Genomic DNA, 16,532 nt, shown 5'->3' with positions numbered 1-16,532 from the left:
TAAAAAGGTGGCAATAGTTGCAACTATCTCATATAATTGAATAAAAGTTGCACTCGGGAAAGATTTTCGGGAAGGGGAAAGAGAGATGGATAAACCTAAAATAATTCAATTGGTTAATGGGGAGAAGGGAAATTTGATAAAAATCAAGTCCCTGCATTTAGATGGGGTAATGAGAAGAAGATTATTAGATTTGGGATTTGTAAAGGGAGCAATGGTGGAGGTTGTCCGTAAAAGTCCATTGGGTGACCCAATTGCCTTTCGGGTCAGTCAAACAACCATTGCTCTCCGGAAAGAAGAGAGTTCTAGAATTGAAGGGGAGCTGGTATCTGATGGGGAATGAGTACCGAATTGCCTTAGCGGGGAATCCGAATACCGGTAAAAGTACGTTGTTCAATGCCCTCACCGGACTTAGGCAGCATACAGGAAACTGGGCTGGAAAGACGGTTTCCCTTGCGAAGGGCAGTTTAGCATTTAAAGAGAAAACCTTTCATCTAATCGATTTACCCGGCACCTATTCGCTTTTTTCAAATTCAACGGACGAAGAAGTGGCGAGAAACTATATTGTTTTTGAAAAACCGGATGTGACACTTGTTGTGCTGGATGCCACCTCATTGGAGCGGAACTTCAATTTGGCGCTCCAGGTGTTAGAGATGACCAAAAATGTTGTGGTTTGCATTAATTTAATCGATGTCGCCGAACATCAGGGCATTCGTATTAATGAACGATTGTTGACCAATCGATTAGGGGTGCCAGTCATTAAAATTTCTGCCAGAAATAAGAAGGGATTCCCGATGCTTCTCGATACCATTGACCGGATTGTAACAGGGGCAATTGAATGTAATCCGGTTCAGTTGAAGTATCCTGAAGAAATCGAAGAAAAAATACGACAAATTGAACCTAAGGTGATTGAAGTGGTGGGAAATCAAATTTCTTCGCGCTGGGTTTCTTTAAGATTACTAGATGGTGATTCGACATTACTCAATGAAATTAGCAAACGACTGATTCGTGAGGAGGTTTGGGAATGAGTATTCAAGAGCTTTATGTTGAGGCACAAAGTTTGTCAACGTCTAAGCTGCGAGATGACATTGTGGAACATCTATACGACAGGAGCCATACATTATGCCGCGAAGGAATTTCTTATACTAATTCAAAAAGGGATACTCGTACAGAAAAACTGGATGCGATATTTACTTCACCGATATTCGGTTTTCCGATTATGATTGTCTTGCTAGGTGTATTATTTTATTTAACCATTGCTGGAGCAAATATTCCCTCATCGATGCTAGCTGAGTTTTTTGGTTTTATTGAAGGATACTTAACCACGTTTTTTGCTTTCCTCCATGCACCGGATTGGCTTCATGGAATGCTTGTACTCGGTTTATACCGTGGAACGACCTGGGTGATCAGTGTGATGCTGCCGCCAATGGCAATTTTCTTCCCCTCTTTCGCCTTGCTTGAAAATTATGGTTATTTACCTCGAGTGGCCTTTAATATGGATCGATTGTTTAAAAGGGTTGGGGCACATGGGAAACAGTCGTTGACGATGGCCATGGGATTTGGCTGTAATGCCGCCGCCGTTATTTCCACACGGATTATCGAATCACCTAGGGAGCGGATGCTCGCCATTCTTACAAACAATTTTGTTCCATGTAATGGACGCTGGGGAACATTAATTGTGTTAGCATCCCTTTTTATGGCAGCCAATTTTACCGGGGGGCTAAAGTCCCTTGTTACCACAAGTGTGATTGTTGGCATTGTTCTCTTTGGAATCATTGTTACGTTTTTTGTCTCCTGGGTATTATCAAAAACAGCTTTAAAAGGAATTCCTACCCATTATACGTTAGAACTGCCGCCATACCGGAAACCTAAGTTTTTTGATACAGTGATCCGCTCATCATTAACAAAATCATGGTCCGTATTAGTCAGGGCGGTTAAAGTAGCTGCACCTGCAGCCATTCTCACCTGGGTGTTTGCAAATATTTACATCGGCGATATTAGTATTTTGATGTATGCGGTGGAATTTTTAGACCCGTTTGGTAAACTTCTTGGTCTTGATGGGTACATCATGATGGCGTTTATTCTTGGGCTGCCGGCAAATGAAATTGTCCTGCCGATCCTTTTAATGGGCTATTTGTCAACAGGGTCTTTAACAGAGGTTAACAGTCTGGTAGATTTAAAGAAAATTTTCCTAGATCACGGTTGGACATGGCTCACAGCATTAAATATGATGTTGTTTTCACTTCTCCATTATCCGTGCGGAACGACATTGCTGAATATTTATAAGGAAACGAAGAGTAAAAAGTGGACGTTCCTGGCCTTTCTTATTCCGACAGTGATTGCCATCCTCGTTCCCCTTATTATTACGCAAACAGTGAGATTGCTTGGTATCCTATAAAAAAAGACACCCGTTTTTCTAACTCATCAGAAAAACGGGTGTTTTGTTTATTTATTTCATTTTGCGAATTTCTTCTGTTACAACAAAAGCTAGATCATCATTGCCGAACAATGATAAAACACCTAGCAATGTTTCGTCCGTAATTTCCCCCGCTTCCTCTTTAGAAACTGTCAGCTCCATTGCCTCATGCAGGGCAGGGTTAGATGATTGATTTGGATAGGCAGCTGCATAAAGGTTTTGTGGATCAAGGTCATGATTTACACACCATTGTGCAAATACGAGAATCATCATTTTCTCTTCTCCTTGATAGTGTTGAATAATCTTTCGTTCTAGTTCTTTTTGATTCATAGCGGTTCTCCTTAGTATCTTTTATAAATTTCATTATATATAATTATTAAGGGATTAGTAATCAAACGAATTTGACAGGTTAAATTTTATTTTTTATAGAAATACTGTTTGAAGAATGCTTTTTATGAAGGGAGAATTAATTATGAGTAAAATTGAAGTAGGAGAAATCTTTACGATAAGTGACGAGAGTAATGAGGAGCAAGAAGTAGAAGTACTAGGGGTCATGACGATTGAAGGAATAGATTATGTTGCTGTCGGTTTTGCCGAAGACGTGAAACAAGAAACGGATGACGATATTGATATTTTCTTTTTAAAGGTTGATGAGGATGGGGATTTCTCCGCCATAGAAAGCGATGAGGAATTTGATAAGGTTTCTGCTGCATTTGATGAAATGATGGATGAAGAAGAATAATTCGATTGGAAAAATTATGTATGAATAAATTTGGTTTTGGAATACTAACATGGAGAATATCTACAAAGGAGAACACTCATGTTAATTGAAGAAGGAACCAAATACCAAATTTCACAGTCAGCTAAAGAATTTTTCAATTCAGCCGAAACGATGACGGTGAAAAGCAATAATGGGGTTACTGTCCAATTTATTCTTGGTGACAGCAAGGGCCATGGTTCAATGCCAGTTGAACACTTTGATTATTTATTTAAAAGATCGAATTTAACGCTAATCCCAACTAAACGCTCCTTAATAACCAATGATATCAATGAGGAACAAATTGGATAACCAAAATGCATTGCTTCGAAATGAGGTAATGCTTTTTTATGATTTTTTTCTATATTAATGGGTACCTACAAAGTGAGGAGTGATTAATGATGATAACAAAAAGAATAACATTACCAGATGCGACCATTGCGTTTGTTGATGAGGGCGAAGGGGATGCAATCATTTTGCTCCACGGTTTTTGCGGTAGTTCGGGTTATTGGGAAAACGTCATTCAAAAACTATCAACCAATTGCCGCGTGATTGCCCCAGACCTTCCAGGGCATGGAAATTCTAGTATTGATAAAGAAATTTTTTCGATTGAGGATTATGCGGACATTCTTAAGGAATTATTAGTTCAATTAAATATTCAAAAGGTTACAATGTTTGGCCATTCATTAGGGGGCTATATTACACTCGCCTTCGCTGAAAAATATAGTGACCATTTAAATGGATTCTCGCTTGTCCATTCCACTGCGTTTCCCGATTCGGAAGAGGCGAAAAAGGGCAGAGTGGCGAATGTAGAAAAGGTACAACATGAGGGAATGAATTCTCTCATTGATGGATTGATTCCGAAGCTGTTTTCACCCGAAAACGTTGAGCAGGATTATGTAAAAACAGCCAAAGAAATTGGGTACGCAACATCACCGAAGGGGGCCATTAGTGCATTAACAGCAATGAAGAATCGGCCTGATCGGAATAATGTATTGGAGTCCACTGCCTTGCCGGTATTATTAATCGCCGGAGAACAGGATCAGATTATTCCAGCAGAAAAAACCTTTTCGGTTAGCAGGGAGAACATCAAGCAAGTGGTAATAAAAGAGTCCGGACATATGAGTATGTATGAAAACGATGAGGAACTAATTTCTGAAATGAAGAAATACCTATCAAGTATTTAGTTTCAAAATAAAACAACAAAAATTCCCAACCAATCGACAGGTCGGGAATTTTTGTTTTAGTGTTCATCTGCAGGCGATACACCCATAAAAGTTCCATCAAAAAATACTGCCATAAATACATCACCATGCTTGTTTTCAAAAGGGACACCAACCATTACTATGTTGTGTGAAATATTATGTATTACTTCTAATGAATTAGCATCTGTCCATTTTAATCCATCTTTTTTAAGATTCTTTTTCACTGTTTTAAAGGCTTCACTGCTGATTAAATTCGCAGCAATTTTATTTCTTTCAGATCCTAGGATAGGTTCAACAACACATCCACATTCACCTGAGAGTTCATCTGATTGAACAGTAACTGCCGCTTTCGCCGTATTCCCAGTTGTCACGAATAATGATAAAGCAACCAAAATGCCACATAAAACGGTTAATAATTTCTTCAAGCAAATTCCTCCTTATTTTAAAATCTCCCTTATTTCATTCTCTATATTTCGACAAACTCCTTCAAAAATCTTGGAAATATTTTAGAAAACTACCAATATTTATTACAGAATTGTGTCGAACTTGATGTCAGGCACCAAATAGTTGTGATTTTTCTGTAAATACGTTCTAATAAAAGTAAGTATTCTAGGTAGAGGGGTTCATAGGATGGGTTTTTTCATCGTTGTTTTTGTGATATACAATTTACTTTTATTTTATATCGGCTGGAATGGGTGGAAATGGATTCAGACAATATGGGGAAATAAGCGGTCAACGAAGTATATATATTGGGTCCTTCTCATATTTTTCGCCTATTCATTTATGCTTGGGCGCTGGTTAGAGGCATTTCAAATTATTACATGGGTTGGAGCCATTTGGCTGGGAATCTTTTATTTTTCGCTGTTTTTACTTCCGATTGTGAATCTATTGGTTTTTTTATCGAGATTTACCCGCTTTTCGAAAAGAAATGTAATGAAATGGTCAGGTTTCGCTACTGGTATCGCCATTTGCTGCTTACTAGTTTTTGGCATTTTCAATGCGTACAGCCCAGTTGTTCGAACATATACAGTCAACATCCCGAAGTGGGTTGAAGGAAAACAATCGCTGAACATTGTAATGGCGTCTGATATGCATTTTGGTGTCCTGTCTGGTGCCAACCATGCCAAAAACCTTGTTAAAGAAATCAATTCCCTGCATCCTGACCTGGTATTATTCCCAGGGGATATAATCGATGATGATGTGAAACCGTATCTCGACAAAGGAATTCCACAAATATTAAAACAAATAAATGCTCCGGTATATGCATCATTTGGTAATCATGATCGCGATCAAAGTGCGGATTTGGTAAAAGTATTTACGAATAGCGGCATGAATGTTCTGGACGATCAAACAGTGGAGTTGGATAATGGAATTACTCTAATCGGCAGGAAAGATAGAGGATATCAAGATGTTGTCCGAGCCAAACTGGTTGATTTAATGAAGCAAGCGGAAATAACGAAACCGGTGATTTTACTTGAGCACCAGCCGTATGATTTAGAAATTGCCGAGAACAATGGCGTTGACCTGATGGTGTCGGGACATACCCATCGCGGCCAAATCGCTCCGATGAACATGATTACTAAGAAGATTTATGAAAATGATTGGGGATATCTTAAACGCGGTCAGCTTCAATCCATTGTTTCTTCGGGATATGGCTTTTGGGGGACACCAATTCGAATCGGCAGCCGCTCGGAAATTGTCCAAATAAAAGTTACATTTAAACAGAATGACTAACAATTCAAAAAGCTGTACTACTTTAGTACAGCTTTTTTCACTATTATTTTTTCACGGAATAATATTTGATCGGCTCCGAATTTGAGTCCTTTAATACATGAGAAATAGTTCCTGTTAAACTGGTCGATCCTTGAGAATCGAGCCCAACTTCCCAGATCATCATCCCTCCGAAGCCGTGATCTAGTGCCAAGGTTGTTTTCTTTTTCATTGTGGAACCGCCATTGTAATAGTAGGTTGTGCCGTTCATACTAACTGTGTCTTTTGCGGCATTAGCTGGATCTTGGTTAATGATAGCTGCGTAAGACACCTGTTTTACTTTTGGATCTTCCGGCTGGGCATAAAACGGCACACCCAACACCAATTTTTCTTTAGGCAGGTTATTTTTCTCAAACAAATCCGCCCAATAGTTTACAATTTTCTCAGTAAACGGATAGGGTGAAAGATTAGCAGCATGGTAGCCATCATCCCATTGCCCGTCATAGGCCATAATATTGACATGATCAACATCCTGAAACATTGACGGCTCATAAATGACGAAGCCAATTTCCGTTAACGTAACGGCATGAATTTTTGAATAAACTGCTATAGATAATTCTTTATTTTTTGAATGTAGTTGTGTGCTTAATTCTTTTGTAAAAGTAGCAAGATTTGCGGCATCCGCTTTCGAACGGGGATGCTCAAAATCGATATCAATCCCGTCAAGATGCTCGCTGTCTGCGATACTTGTAAGCTCATTAACTAGCTTTGATCGAGATTCAGGATTTGATATAGCAGTTTTAAAATACTCATAAGATTCGCCGCCATTGATATGAAACCAGCCGCCTACTGCAAGCATTACCTTAGTATCATATTTTTCAGCGTTTTTAACGACTGTCCTTAAATTTTTTAATGAAGCATCACCATTTAGCAAAATTGCCCCATCTTTAGTTGGATGAGCGAAAGAGAAAATGACATGTGTTAATTTTGCGTAATCCACAACATTTGGGTCGCGGAAATCTTGAACATAACCAATGAGCACTTTGGACTGTGCTTTTTCCACTTTTGGTACTATTTTTGTTTGTGGCTTAATGGCTGATTTTGGTGATTCTTTTGTAATAACTGTTCTATCATTTGATGTATTAGCGGAAAATAAAACTCCTGTTAAAATTCCTCCAATGAAGGCAATCGCAATTACCAGTGTTAGGAGGACAGTGCGTTTCTTCATAGGATTTATTCCTCCTTAGTTTTTTCACATATAAAAATTGTATCAGAAAAATGAATGAAACTTAGCTGGTAATATTCACCTAAGCGAATATAGGAAATTCATTCATTTGAAAACCACTGCTGATTTTTGATATAGTTAATAGGCTAATGTTAAAAATAAGTACATTTTTATATAATGTAAGGTGGTTAATATGAAACAAGAGTTTAGAGTATTACTGTATTATAAATATGTGTCAATAGAGAATCCCGAGGAAACAGCGAATGAACATCGTCAATTCTGTACGGATTTAGGCTTAATGGGTCGGATTATCATTGCCGCAGAAGGAATCAATGGGACGGTGTCGGGCACGATTGAACAAACTGATGCCTATATGAAGTACATGGACGAGCATCCACTATTTGCAGGAACTATTTTTAAAATAGATGAAGCAACTGAGCACGCATTCAAAAAAATGAAGGTGCGTTACAGGTCTGAATTGGTTACATTGCGTTTGGAAGATGATGTCGATCCGAATACACTCACAGGAAAGCATTTGAAGCCGAAGGAATTTTTCGAGCAAATGCAAAATGAAGATACTGTTGTTATTGATGCCCGCAATGATTATGAATATGATTTAGGCCATTTTCGCGGAGCCGTTCGTCCAGACATTTTAAATTTCCGGGACCTGCCACAATGGATCCGTGAAAATAAACAGGAATTTGAAGGTAAGAAGATTCTTACCTATTGTACCGGTGGAATCCGTTGCGAAAAATTTTCCGGCTGGCTGCTTAAAGAGGGCTTTGAAGACGTATCACAGCTTGATGGCGGAATTGTCACATATGGGAAAGACCCTGAAGTACAAGGGGAGTTATGGGATGGACAGCTTTATGTGTTTGATGAGCGCATAAGTGTTCCGGTGAATCAAAAAGAGCATGTCATCGTTGGAAAAGATTATTTCAGCGGTGAGCCATGTGAACGCTATGTGAATTGTGCCAACCCGGAATGTAATAAGAAGATCCTTTGCTCAGAGGAAAATGAACATAAACATTTACGCAGCTGTTCCCATGAGTGCAGGGTTCACCCGCGCAACCGCTATGTTTTAGCGCACGGCCTGAGTGAGGAAGAAGTAACTGAAAGATTAATGGCAATTGAGAAAGAAGCAGCCCTATAAAAACTTGAGGCAGGTCATTCGGTTGACCTGCCTTTATTATTGATGAACAATTAAAATTCCTACATAAAAAAGGAAAACAATGATACATATGGAATATACTTTTGAAGGCTATTATTTAAATCTTATGATTCATCCGAAAGGAGCATAAAATGACAACCTATACAAGCAGAAACGAAGTGCCAACGAATGAAAAATGGAACTTGGCAGATATCTATACAAATATCAATAAATGGGAGGAAGATTATCGGCTGATTGAAGAAATAGCAGCTAAGCTTAAAAAATTTGATGGTGAAATTCATGATGGTCATTCGCTATATCAATATCTGACACAACGGGAAGAGCTATCTTTTCATTTTAATAAGGTGTACGCCTATGCGATGTTGATGGTAGATGAAAATACGAGGGAGACAGAGGCGCAAGCTCTGTTAGACCGGGCAAAACAGCTAAGTGTAAAAGTGAGCGCAGCGACCTCCTTTTTCATGCCGTATTTATTAGGACTGGATGAAGAAACATTAAAAGGCTTCCTCAATGCAGAGACTCAATTAGATTACTTTGCCGAGGACATCTGGGAGTCGTTTCGCTACAAGACACATGTGCTAAGCAAAGAACAAGAAGAACTTCTCTCGCAATTAGGCGAGACCTTGTCGGTTCCGGGTAATACGTTTGGGATGATCAATAACGCAGATATAAAGTTTGGTGAAATTACCAGCGAAAACGGTGAACGGGTGGAACTAACCCGCGGAATGTATGCGAAGTTAATTGAGGACGAAGATCGTGAGAAGCGCCGGGAAGCCTATAAAGCGTACTATCAACCTTATGTGCAATTAAAAAACTCAATTGCCTCCACACTTTCAGCAGCGATTAAAAATAATGTGACAATGGCTCGGATCCGCAACTATCCTTCCGCACTGGAAAAAGCCTTATTTGGAGATAAAGTGCCTAAAGAGGTTTATGAAAATCTAATCCAAACAACGCGAAATAATATTGCACCGCTCCATCAATACACGAGGATTCGTAAACAAAAGTTAGAACTTGAGGAGCTTCGTCAATATGATATGAGTGTCCCGCTTGTCAGCGGCGTCAAACAAGTGATTTCATATGAGGAAGCTTATGAGACGATGTGTAATGCCCTGGCACCTTTAGGGGAGGAATATATCAACATCTTAAGGGAGTTTAAGGACTCACGCTATATTGATGTCCGTGAGACACCGGGAAAACGTTCAGGCGCTTATAATCTGGGTGTGTACGGTGTTCATCCATATATCCTCCTTAATCACCAGGACGATTTAGATAGTTTATTTACCCTTGTACATGAATGCGGCCATGGTGTTCACAGCCGGTTAAGTTCGTTGCATCAACCGCAAATAACAGCCCGCTACAGTATTTTTGTCGCTGAGGTCGCTTCTACAGTTAACGAGGTGCTCTTGATTAACTATTTATTAAACAACGAGAAGGATCCGGATATTCGGCAGCATTTATTGAACCATTTCATCGATCAATTTAAAGGGACGTTTTTCACGCAGGTCATGTTTGCCGAGTTTGAGATGAAAACCCATGAAATGGCGGAAGCCGGAAGGCCATTAAATGTTGAAGTGTTTAATCAAACATATGAAAACCTATTTCGGGATTATAACGGAGATGCAATTGTTTTTGATGAAGAGGTGAAATACGGCTGGTCAAGAATCCCACATTTTTATCGACCATTTTATGTGTATAAATACGCAACAGGTTTTGCTTCCGCGATCCATTTGGCAACCAAGATCCTTGAAGGCGATGAGAATACACTGCAAACCTATTTGGAATTCTTAAAAAGCGGCAGCTCTGACTATCCGCTTGACTTATTAAAAAAGACTGGTGTTGATTTAACAACTCCATTGCCAATTGAAAACTCATTAAAAAAATTTACTGAACTTGTGGAAGAGTTTTCGAAATTATAAAGAGATATCTAAGCCTAACCCCGGCGCAACTATAAAAAAACACGGGGATTAGGCTATATTTCTGCTTTTTACAATTTTCTGTCCCATATATATCTGAAGAATGATAAAATTAACGGTAATAATAACCATTTTTGACATTCAAGGGGGAAGTACACATTGAACGAAAAGTTTAAAAAACCAAAAGGATTCGGTGAAATATTGGATCACACATTTAGTTTAAGTAAAAATCATTTTAAAGAATTCTTCGTGATCTTGATCATTTTTATGGGGCCTGTCTATTTGTTGCAGGCGATTATTCAATATGCCTCAGGTATCAGCTTTTTTAGACAGGTAGGCCCAGGGGATAATTGGTTTGAACAAATCCTTTCGGGATTTGAAGAAACCGGTGCAATTGATTCCGGTGGTTTAGGTATGGACATTAGTTTAATCGTTGTCGGTCTATTAAGTGTGATTCTATTCCCGGTTGCAGAGGCGGCAATCCTGTTTGCGCTTCATCATATTAGGAACAATGAAGAGTTTTCAGTTGGATACGTGATTAAACAAGCCTTTTCACGCTTTTGGCCTATGTTGGGAAGCAGTATTTTGTTTGGGCTCATCGCAATTGCCATCATTGTGCTCCCCATTTTGATGGTAGTTTTCTCATTCGGTGTTTCAGCTTCAGATGGTAACATGATTTTCCTCATTTTATTCGGGATCTTGTTATTTTTTGCTGGCGCGATTGGGATTGGCCTATTATTAACCCGCTGGAGTTTTTATTTTGGCTCGGTTGTACTTGATAAGACATCTCCTGGATTTACAAGAAGCTGGAGACTATCAAAAAATAGAACTTGGGTATTGATGGGACTATATATTGTGTTCTATATTATCGTTTCCATTATTGGGGCTGTCGTTCAGATGACCTTTGGTGCTTTTTTAGGAAACAGTGTGTTATTAACGATGATTTCTAATATGGCCACACTGTTTACAACGATGATTTTCTCAGTTGGCTATGGGGTGATGTATCTTGATTTAAAAACAAGACATGATGCAGATGATTTAAAAGAATTAATTGAAGACTTTAAAACTATTTAAAATAACCTATTATGTTAGGTGATGATTATGGTAGATGTAAACAAGGCACGAGATAACCTTGAAGAGATAGTAAATTCAAAGGAATATAGAGTCTATTACAACGATTCTAAAGGATTGATTCAAACATGGTGGGAGCGGGCAAAAGAATGGCTGGCCGATCAACTGGAAAAACTGTTCCCAGTCATAAAATCGGCCGACAGCGCTTCGGGTCCGATTTTGATCGCGATAATTGTAATTGTTGTCATTTTAATCGCATTAGCGGCATATTTTCTGACTCGCAATTTTAGTCGGAATTCGATGCTGCGGAAGCAAAAACCGCTCCAATCACTCATTGAAATCAATTGGACATTCGGACGGCATCTTGAAGAAGCTCGGAAATATGAATCTTCCGCCGAATATACATTGGCAACCCGTCATTTGTTTTTAGCTTTACTGCTTTATCTGCATGATAAAGGATGGCTTGAGGCGAGAATTTGGAAAACAAATTGGGACTACTATGATGAGCTTCGGAAAGTCGATCAACAGAATGCCGATCAATTTTATCGTCTCGCCTACTTTTTTGATGAAGTGACATACGGGGAACGTACCGTAAGTAAACAAGAATATGTTCAATTTCAACAAGAGGCTACGCAATGGATGGGTGAAAGGAGGGAGGAGAGTAGTTGATAAAACCAAAATCAAAGGGGAAGACATGGATTTGGCTGATTGTACTCCTCATCCTATTTTTAGCCATCAGTTACTTTTCCTTCTCACCCAAGCCGAAAGTTTATCCGGGGTATGTGTCTGACTCGCCGTCTCCAACCGGTGTAAAGGCATTTTATACATATTTAAATAAAGAAATGGATGCAAAGCGATGGAACCATTCACCTGAAATGCTGCCAAAAGGGAACGAAAGCCAATTACTTATTATGGTCGAGCCCGCTTTTATTCCAGAGAAAGAACTTATGAAGGAATACGTTCATTTTATGGAGGCTGGAAATACGATCCTATTATTTCAAACCAATCCAAAAGGAATGTTTGATGTAAACACGGAGTTTGCGGAACAAAAGCCCTCGCCACAGGTATATGATCCGTCACATGTCACTTACCGGGCAGATATCAGTTCTGATATTCGTTTACAGAGTACGAAAGAAGATGAGCTCTTACTGGATAATAGCAAGGAAACGATAGCGCTCAAACGTACATATGGGAAAGGGTATTTGATTGTGGCAATAGCACCAGAATGGATGACAAATGATAAAATTTTAAAACATGATCATTTACCACTCCTCTTATATCTTTTGAATGAAAGTAATGCAAAGACCTACTTGTTTGATGAGTACGTTCACGGCGGGGAGAATGCCTCCTCTATTTTGACCGTCTACCCGATGTGGTTTTTGCTGTTTGTTATACAAGGAATCCTAGTCATGATCCTTTGGTTATGGCTGAAAGGGAAACGATTCGGGCCTATTTTCATTCCCAGAGAAGAATCGATTCGGTTTAGTGATGAGGGTATCCAGGCTATTGCTGCATGGTACTTAAGAGGAAAACAATATCATGATTCATTACTGATTCAAGCAGATTATCTGAAGCTGCTATTACAAGAACGCTGGCAAATTCCATATAAAAGGGAATGGCAGGATTTATCGAGTTATTTTGAAAAAAAATGGACTCGAATGCCTGCTGGTGAGATTAAGTCTTTTCTCACCGGATTGGTTACCATCCTTGAAAAAGATAAAATCAGTAAGCAGGAATACCTATTATGGTCGAGAAAACTGGAGCAATTAAGAAAAGAGGTTGAATGATGAAAACAGAATTACTTTCTTTTTTAGAAAAATATGAGGAGCGGATTATCGGTCAGAGTCTGAATCTAAGGCTTTTGCTATCGGCCGTTTTAAGCGGTGGCCATGTGTTACTGGAAGGTGTACCGGGTACAGGTAAAACACAAATGGTGCGGACGCTTGCAAGTTTACTTGGCGGAAGCTTTAACCGCATTCAGTTTACTCCGGATTTACTGCCAAGTGATATTACCGGAAGCATGATTTATAACATGAAAGAAAGCACGTTTCAAACATTGAAGGGGCCGATTTTTACCAATATCCTGCTTGCAGATGAAATTAATCGTACTCCTGCAAAGACCCAGGCGGCATTATTGGAAGCTATGGAAGAAAAACAGGTGACGATCCAAGGAGAAACGTATCCATTACCGAAAGTATTCTTTGTTGTTGCCACGCAAAACCCGATTGAATTTGAAGGGACCTATCCACTTCCGGAAGCGCAGCAGGATCGTTTCTTGTTTAAGTTGAAAATAGATTTTCCTGCCTTCGAGGAAGAGAAGTATGTGCTAAAGCAAGTCATAGAAAATAGCTTTTATGAAAAGCCCCTTGCTTCAATTTTAGACATGGATACTTTTTTACGAATTAGAAATGAAATTTCAAAAGTGACGGTTAGTGATAATGTATTGGACTATACGATGCAGATTGTCAGGAAAACACGAGATTCCGAAACTATTCGCTTTGGTGCCAGTACAAGGGCAGGGATCTCAATTGGAAAAGCGGCACAATCATGGGCATACCTGGCCGGACGGGATTATGTGACACCCGATGATATTAAAATGGTTGCTAAGCCGGCATTACGACATAGGATTCAGTTATCCCCGCATGTAGAATTGGAGGGAGCAACCGTTGACCAAATCATTGAAGAGCTTGTGGGCTCGGTTCCTGTTCCAAGATAGAGGAATCCTGCCGACGAAACGGCTAATACTGTTTTATCTTGTTCTTTCACTTGCATTCATAATAGCGACGGTTTGGGGAATGTCGTGGGCGTATATCATTACAATCAATATACTAGTATTTTTTGTTAGTCTTGTAGATTTACTATTTTCTCCGAAAAAAAGTCAGCTAACCTTTCAACGAACTATGGCTGATGAAATAGAACGAGGTATTTCCTATGAGGTAAAGATTCAGCTGAAGAATACTTCCCCCTATTCGTTTACATACCGGATGATCGATGGATTACCACAGTCCTTCGCACGACCCTTTCCTCTCCATGGAACTGGCTCAAAGGATTCGACCATGGAGATTTCATATGACACCATTGCCCATATAAGAGGAAAGTACACAATCGATAAGGTATACTTTCGCTATTGTAGTCTTTTAGGATTATGGGAGAAGCAAACGACTGTTGAAATAAGGAATACGGTAAAGGTTATACCCGATTTAACCGAGACAAAGCAATATTTAGAAAATGCTCAGCAATTTTTAAAATATGAAGGGTTGAAAATTCGCAGGCAGCGCAGTGGTGTTGGGGATTTTTCGAAGATTAGAAGTTATGTCGTCGGGGATGATCCCCGCAAAATCAACTGGCGGCAAACAGCAAAATTACGTGAAGTAATGACAAATGAATACGAACCGGAGCATGGAAAGTATATAACCATTTTAATAGATTGCGGCAGAATGATGGGTGCGGAATTGAAGAAGGGCAGTCGTTTGGAGAAATCGTTGGAAGCGGCAATGACGGTAACGGCCGCGGCTCTCCAAAAAGGTGACTATGTTTCCGTCCTTGCCTTTTCAAAGGATATTAAGGTGTTTGTACCACCAGCAAAAGGATTGGCGCACCTGCAAACAATCCTGAAAGCAATCTATGATGTTAAAGTAGATGCTGCTGAGTCCAATTATGCAGCCGTTCTGCAATACCTAGAATTGGTTCAAAAGAAACGGAGTTTGTTGTTACTCTTTAGTGATGTGAGAACTTTCCTTCATGAGGAAAGTGCCCTCATCCTATTGAAGAGACTTCGGCAGCGGCATTTATTTTTCATGATTGGAATAGAGGATCAAACGTTGAATAAAAGGGTCAATGGGGAGCCAAGTACAGTACATGCAGCGATGGTGAAAAGTATTGCCCAACAGCAGCTGCTATTGAAGAAACGGGAAAAAAGCAAATGGGAAAAACAAGGCCTCCAAATGATCGAGGCCCGGGAAGAAAAATTGGCAACTACCGCTGTTTCTCATTATATTGATATTATGAATCAAAATCTTCTATAGTGTTTGTTTTACTTAGTTTTACTTTTCCGATGACCACATAAAGAACTAATCCAATCACTGTTAGGAAAGCAACAATATACTTTGCTTCCAATGAAATATCCGCCGGGGTGATGAAACCTTCAATTACTCCGGCAATGACAAACAGCGGTATGGTCCCAAGCAGGAGCTGGACCGAGCGTTTCGCATGATGTTTTAATTGATAACCCCTAGTATAATGACCTGGAATGAACAGTTTATAGCCCATTAACAACCCGGCACCGCCGGCAATAAAAATCGCTGTAAGCTCAATCATCCCATGGGGAACGATAAACGCCCAAAAATCATAGGATTTCTCGTGATGCCAGAAAAGGGCAGCGAGTGCTCCTACAAGAATGCCATTGTAGATGAGCAAATACACCGTTACCAGCCCAAATGTAATCCCTCCTGCAAAAGCAAAAATGGCTACCTTGATATTGTTGGTCATAATACTTGCAGACATAAGTGAGGAGTCGATTGCACCATTGGCCTTTCCAATTTGGTTAGGGTTTACGCCTTGGGCAATTTCTGCCGGCAGGATGGCATAGATGTGTAGAGGGTCATTCACGACCGCGACAAAACTGCCAACCGCACCAATTACGAATAGAATCATCGCGGCAACGACAAACTTCCATTGCTCTACTAATAAGCCAATAAATTGGCTGCTGAAAAAATGGCGAATTTGTTTGAAACTAGATACTTGATCTTTGTACAACAGGTTATGTGCCTTTGAAACAAGTCCATTTAAGTATTGTGTTACCTCGTCATTGGGAAAGTATGTTTGACTAAATGAAAGGTTCTGGGCTGTCTTTTGATAGAGCCGGTTGTATTGTGTGATCGTTTCACCAGTAATGGATTTTCGGCGCTTACTCATCATTCCGATTAACTGTTCTAGCTGTTGCCATTCTTCTCGATGCATTTTGACAAATTGTTTTAAATTCATTTTGACACCTTCTTTTTGCTCTATTCTCCTTATTATAGTAATTTTGTAGAAAAATAGAAACACCAATAGAAAAAATCAACG

18 protein-coding genes are annotated in these 16,532 nt (G+C 39.5%); 14 read left to right on the top strand and 4 right to left on the bottom strand.

Annotation, left to right across the window (positions count from 1 at the left end):
* The first annotated feature begins 85 nt into the window (after positions 1-85).
* Genes FAY30_RS13240 through FAY30_RS13230 form a run of 3 tightly spaced genes read left to right on the top strand, consistent with a single transcriptional unit; the run spans position 86 to position 2,395 of the window.
* Complete coding sequence (locus FAY30_RS13240; protein ID WP_149870320.1) at positions 86-340, top strand: FeoA family protein; 255 nt, start codon at positions 86-88, stop codon at positions 338-340.
* Positions 330-1,025 carry a FeoB small GTPase domain-containing protein gene (locus tag FAY30_RS13235; protein WP_149870319.1) on the top strand — a complete coding sequence of 232 codons (696 nt, stop codon included), beginning with the start codon at positions 330-332 and terminating at the stop codon, positions 1,023-1,025. The genes FAY30_RS13240 and FAY30_RS13235 overlap by 11 nt, the downstream gene beginning before the upstream one ends.
* A complete protein-coding gene (locus FAY30_RS13230) occupies positions 1,022-2,395 on the top strand; it encodes a nucleoside recognition domain-containing protein (protein ID WP_149870318.1) in 1,374 nt (457 codons plus the stop codon). The genes FAY30_RS13235 and FAY30_RS13230 overlap by 4 nt, the downstream gene beginning before the upstream one ends.
* A 51-nt stretch (positions 2,396-2,446) precedes the next feature.
* Here the strand turns inward: FAY30_RS13230 and FAY30_RS13225 are convergent, their stop codons facing one another.
* Positions 2,447-2,743, bottom strand: coding sequence for a hypothetical protein (locus FAY30_RS13225; RefSeq protein WP_149870317.1), 297 nt, complete (start codon positions 2,741-2,743; stop codon positions 2,447-2,449).
* 142 nt (positions 2,744-2,885) lie between these two features.
* On the opposite strand from FAY30_RS13225, the gene FAY30_RS13220 reads away from it, so the two are divergent.
* The 3 genes from FAY30_RS13220 to FAY30_RS13210 all read left to right on the top strand — a co-directional run bounded on the left by FAY30_RS13220 (position 2,886) and on the right by FAY30_RS13210 (position 4,357).
* Complete coding sequence (locus tag FAY30_RS13220; RefSeq protein WP_149870316.1) at positions 2,886-3,155, top strand: DUF1292 domain-containing protein; 270 nt, start codon at positions 2,886-2,888, stop codon at positions 3,153-3,155.
* A gap of 78 nt (positions 3,156-3,233) precedes the next feature.
* Positions 3,234-3,482: a hypothetical protein gene (locus FAY30_RS13215; protein ID WP_149870315.1), complete on the top strand. Its 249-nt coding sequence runs from the start codon at positions 3,234-3,236 to the stop codon at positions 3,480-3,482.
* 89 nt (positions 3,483-3,571) lie between these two features.
* Positions 3,572-4,357: an alpha/beta fold hydrolase gene (locus FAY30_RS13210; RefSeq protein ID WP_149870314.1), complete on the top strand. Its 786-nt coding sequence runs from the start codon at positions 3,572-3,574 to the stop codon at positions 4,355-4,357.
* A gap of 56 nt (positions 4,358-4,413) precedes the next feature.
* Here FAY30_RS13210 and FAY30_RS13205 read toward each other — a convergent pair whose 3' ends face one another.
* Positions 4,414-4,800, bottom strand: a complete 387-nt coding sequence (locus FAY30_RS13205) for a hypothetical protein (RefSeq protein ID WP_149870313.1) — start codon at positions 4,798-4,800, stop codon at positions 4,414-4,416.
* A 205-nt stretch (positions 4,801-5,005) separates the two neighbouring features.
* On the opposite strand from FAY30_RS13205, the gene FAY30_RS13200 reads away from it, so the two are divergent.
* Positions 5,006-6,109 carry a metallophosphoesterase gene (locus tag FAY30_RS13200; protein ID WP_149870312.1) on the top strand — a complete coding sequence of 368 codons (1,104 nt, stop codon included), beginning with the start codon at positions 5,006-5,008 and terminating at the stop codon, positions 6,107-6,109.
* 43 nt (positions 6,110-6,152) lie between these two features.
* Here FAY30_RS13200 and FAY30_RS13195 read toward each other — a convergent pair whose 3' ends face one another.
* Complete coding sequence (locus FAY30_RS13195) at positions 6,153-7,313, bottom strand: glycosyl hydrolase family 18 protein (protein WP_149870311.1); 1,161 nt, start codon at positions 7,311-7,313, stop codon at positions 6,153-6,155.
* A gap of 190 nt (positions 7,314-7,503) precedes the next feature.
* On the opposite strand from FAY30_RS13195, the gene FAY30_RS13190 reads away from it, so the two are divergent.
* The 7 genes from FAY30_RS13190 to FAY30_RS13160 all read left to right on the top strand — a co-directional run bounded on the left by FAY30_RS13190 (position 7,504) and on the right by FAY30_RS13160 (position 15,493).
* The gene (locus FAY30_RS13190) at positions 7,504-8,463 is read left to right on the top strand and encodes an oxygen-dependent tRNA uridine(34) hydroxylase TrhO (RefSeq protein WP_149870310.1); all 960 of its coding nucleotides are present in this window, start codon (positions 7,504-7,506) and stop codon (positions 8,461-8,463) included.
* 149 nt (positions 8,464-8,612) lie between these two features.
* The gene (pepF, locus tag FAY30_RS13185) at positions 8,613-10,400 is read left to right on the top strand and encodes an oligoendopeptidase F (RefSeq protein ID WP_149870309.1); all 1,788 of its coding nucleotides are present in this window, start codon (positions 8,613-8,615) and stop codon (positions 10,398-10,400) included.
* Positions 10,401-10,556: 156 nt separating this feature from the next.
* The gene (locus FAY30_RS13180; protein WP_149870308.1) at positions 10,557-11,471 is read left to right on the top strand and encodes a hypothetical protein; all 915 of its coding nucleotides are present in this window, start codon (positions 10,557-10,559) and stop codon (positions 11,469-11,471) included.
* A 27-nt stretch (positions 11,472-11,498) separates the two neighbouring features.
* Positions 11,499-12,137: a DUF4129 domain-containing protein gene (locus tag FAY30_RS13175; RefSeq protein ID WP_149870307.1), complete on the top strand. Its 639-nt coding sequence runs from the start codon at positions 11,499-11,501 to the stop codon at positions 12,135-12,137.
* Positions 12,134-13,255, top strand: coding sequence for a DUF4350 domain-containing protein (locus FAY30_RS13170; protein ID WP_149870306.1), 1,122 nt, complete (start codon positions 12,134-12,136; stop codon positions 13,253-13,255). Before FAY30_RS13175 ends, FAY30_RS13170 begins: the two co-directional genes overlap by 4 nt.
* Positions 13,255-14,184 carry an AAA family ATPase gene (locus tag FAY30_RS13165; RefSeq protein ID WP_149870305.1) on the top strand — a complete coding sequence of 310 codons (930 nt, stop codon included), beginning with the start codon at positions 13,255-13,257 and terminating at the stop codon, positions 14,182-14,184. The genes FAY30_RS13170 and FAY30_RS13165 overlap by 1 nt, the downstream gene beginning before the upstream one ends.
* Positions 14,135-15,493, top strand: a complete 1,359-nt coding sequence (locus FAY30_RS13160; protein WP_223820776.1) for a DUF58 domain-containing protein — start codon at positions 14,135-14,137, stop codon at positions 15,491-15,493. Before FAY30_RS13165 ends, FAY30_RS13160 begins: the two co-directional genes overlap by 50 nt.
* On the opposite strand, the gene FAY30_RS13155 is transcribed toward FAY30_RS13160, so the two are convergent.
* On the bottom strand, positions 15,471-16,451 hold the full coding sequence (locus tag FAY30_RS13155; RefSeq protein ID WP_149870304.1) for a stage II sporulation protein M: 981 nt from the start codon (positions 16,449-16,451) through the stop codon (positions 15,471-15,473). The genes FAY30_RS13160 and FAY30_RS13155 overlap by 23 nt on opposite strands.
* Positions 16,452-16,532 lie beyond the last annotated feature (81 nt).

Source organism: Bacillus sp. S3 (assembly GCF_005154805.1).
Taxonomy (GTDB): domain Bacteria; phylum Bacillota; class Bacilli; order Bacillales; family Cytobacillaceae; genus Neobacillus.
The sequence above is the reverse complement of the archived record's forward strand: the minus strand, read 5'-3'. Positions and strand labels throughout refer to the sequence as shown.

What these genes read in the sequence shown, in the direction of transcription:
- FAY30_RS13175 (WP_149870307.1), top strand. Translation starts at nt 11,499, where the DNA reads ATGGTAGATGTAAACAAGGCACGAGATAACCTTGAAGAGATAGTAAAT.
- pepF (WP_149870309.1), top strand. Translation starts at nt 8,613, where the DNA reads ATGACAACCTATACAAGCAGAAACGAAGTGCCAACGAATGAAAAATGG.
- FAY30_RS13155 (WP_149870304.1), bottom strand. Translation starts at nt 16,451, where the DNA reads ATGAATTTAAAACAATTTGTCAAAATGCATCGAGAAGAATGGCAACAG.
- FAY30_RS13220 (WP_149870316.1), top strand. Translation starts at nt 2,886, where the DNA reads ATGAGTAAAATTGAAGTAGGAGAAATCTTTACGATAAGTGACGAGAGT.
- FAY30_RS13230 (WP_149870318.1), top strand. Translation starts at nt 1,022, where the DNA reads ATGAGTATTCAAGAGCTTTATGTTGAGGCACAAAGTTTGTCAACGTCT.
- FAY30_RS13165 (WP_149870305.1), top strand. Translation starts at nt 13,255, where the DNA reads ATGAAAACAGAATTACTTTCTTTTTTAGAAAAATATGAGGAGCGGATT.
- FAY30_RS13225 (WP_149870317.1), bottom strand. Translation starts at nt 2,743, where the DNA reads ATGAATCAAAAAGAACTAGAACGAAAGATTATTCAACACTATCAAGGA.
- FAY30_RS13190 (WP_149870310.1), top strand. Translation starts at nt 7,504, where the DNA reads ATGAAACAAGAGTTTAGAGTATTACTGTATTATAAATATGTGTCAATA.
- FAY30_RS13210 (WP_149870314.1), top strand. Translation starts at nt 3,572, where the DNA reads ATGATAACAAAAAGAATAACATTACCAGATGCGACCATTGCGTTTGTT.
- FAY30_RS13240 (WP_149870320.1), top strand. Translation starts at nt 86, where the DNA reads ATGGATAAACCTAAAATAATTCAATTGGTTAATGGGGAGAAGGGAAAT.
- FAY30_RS13195 (WP_149870311.1), bottom strand. Translation starts at nt 7,313, where the DNA reads ATGAAGAAACGCACTGTCCTCCTAACACTGGTAATTGCGATTGCCTTC.
- FAY30_RS13200 (WP_149870312.1), top strand. Translation starts at nt 5,006, where the DNA reads ATGGGTTTTTTCATCGTTGTTTTTGTGATATACAATTTACTTTTATTT.
- FAY30_RS13215 (WP_149870315.1), top strand. Translation starts at nt 3,234, where the DNA reads ATGTTAATTGAAGAAGGAACCAAATACCAAATTTCACAGTCAGCTAAA.
- FAY30_RS13235 (WP_149870319.1), top strand. Translation starts at nt 330, where the DNA reads ATGGGGAATGAGTACCGAATTGCCTTAGCGGGGAATCCGAATACCGGT.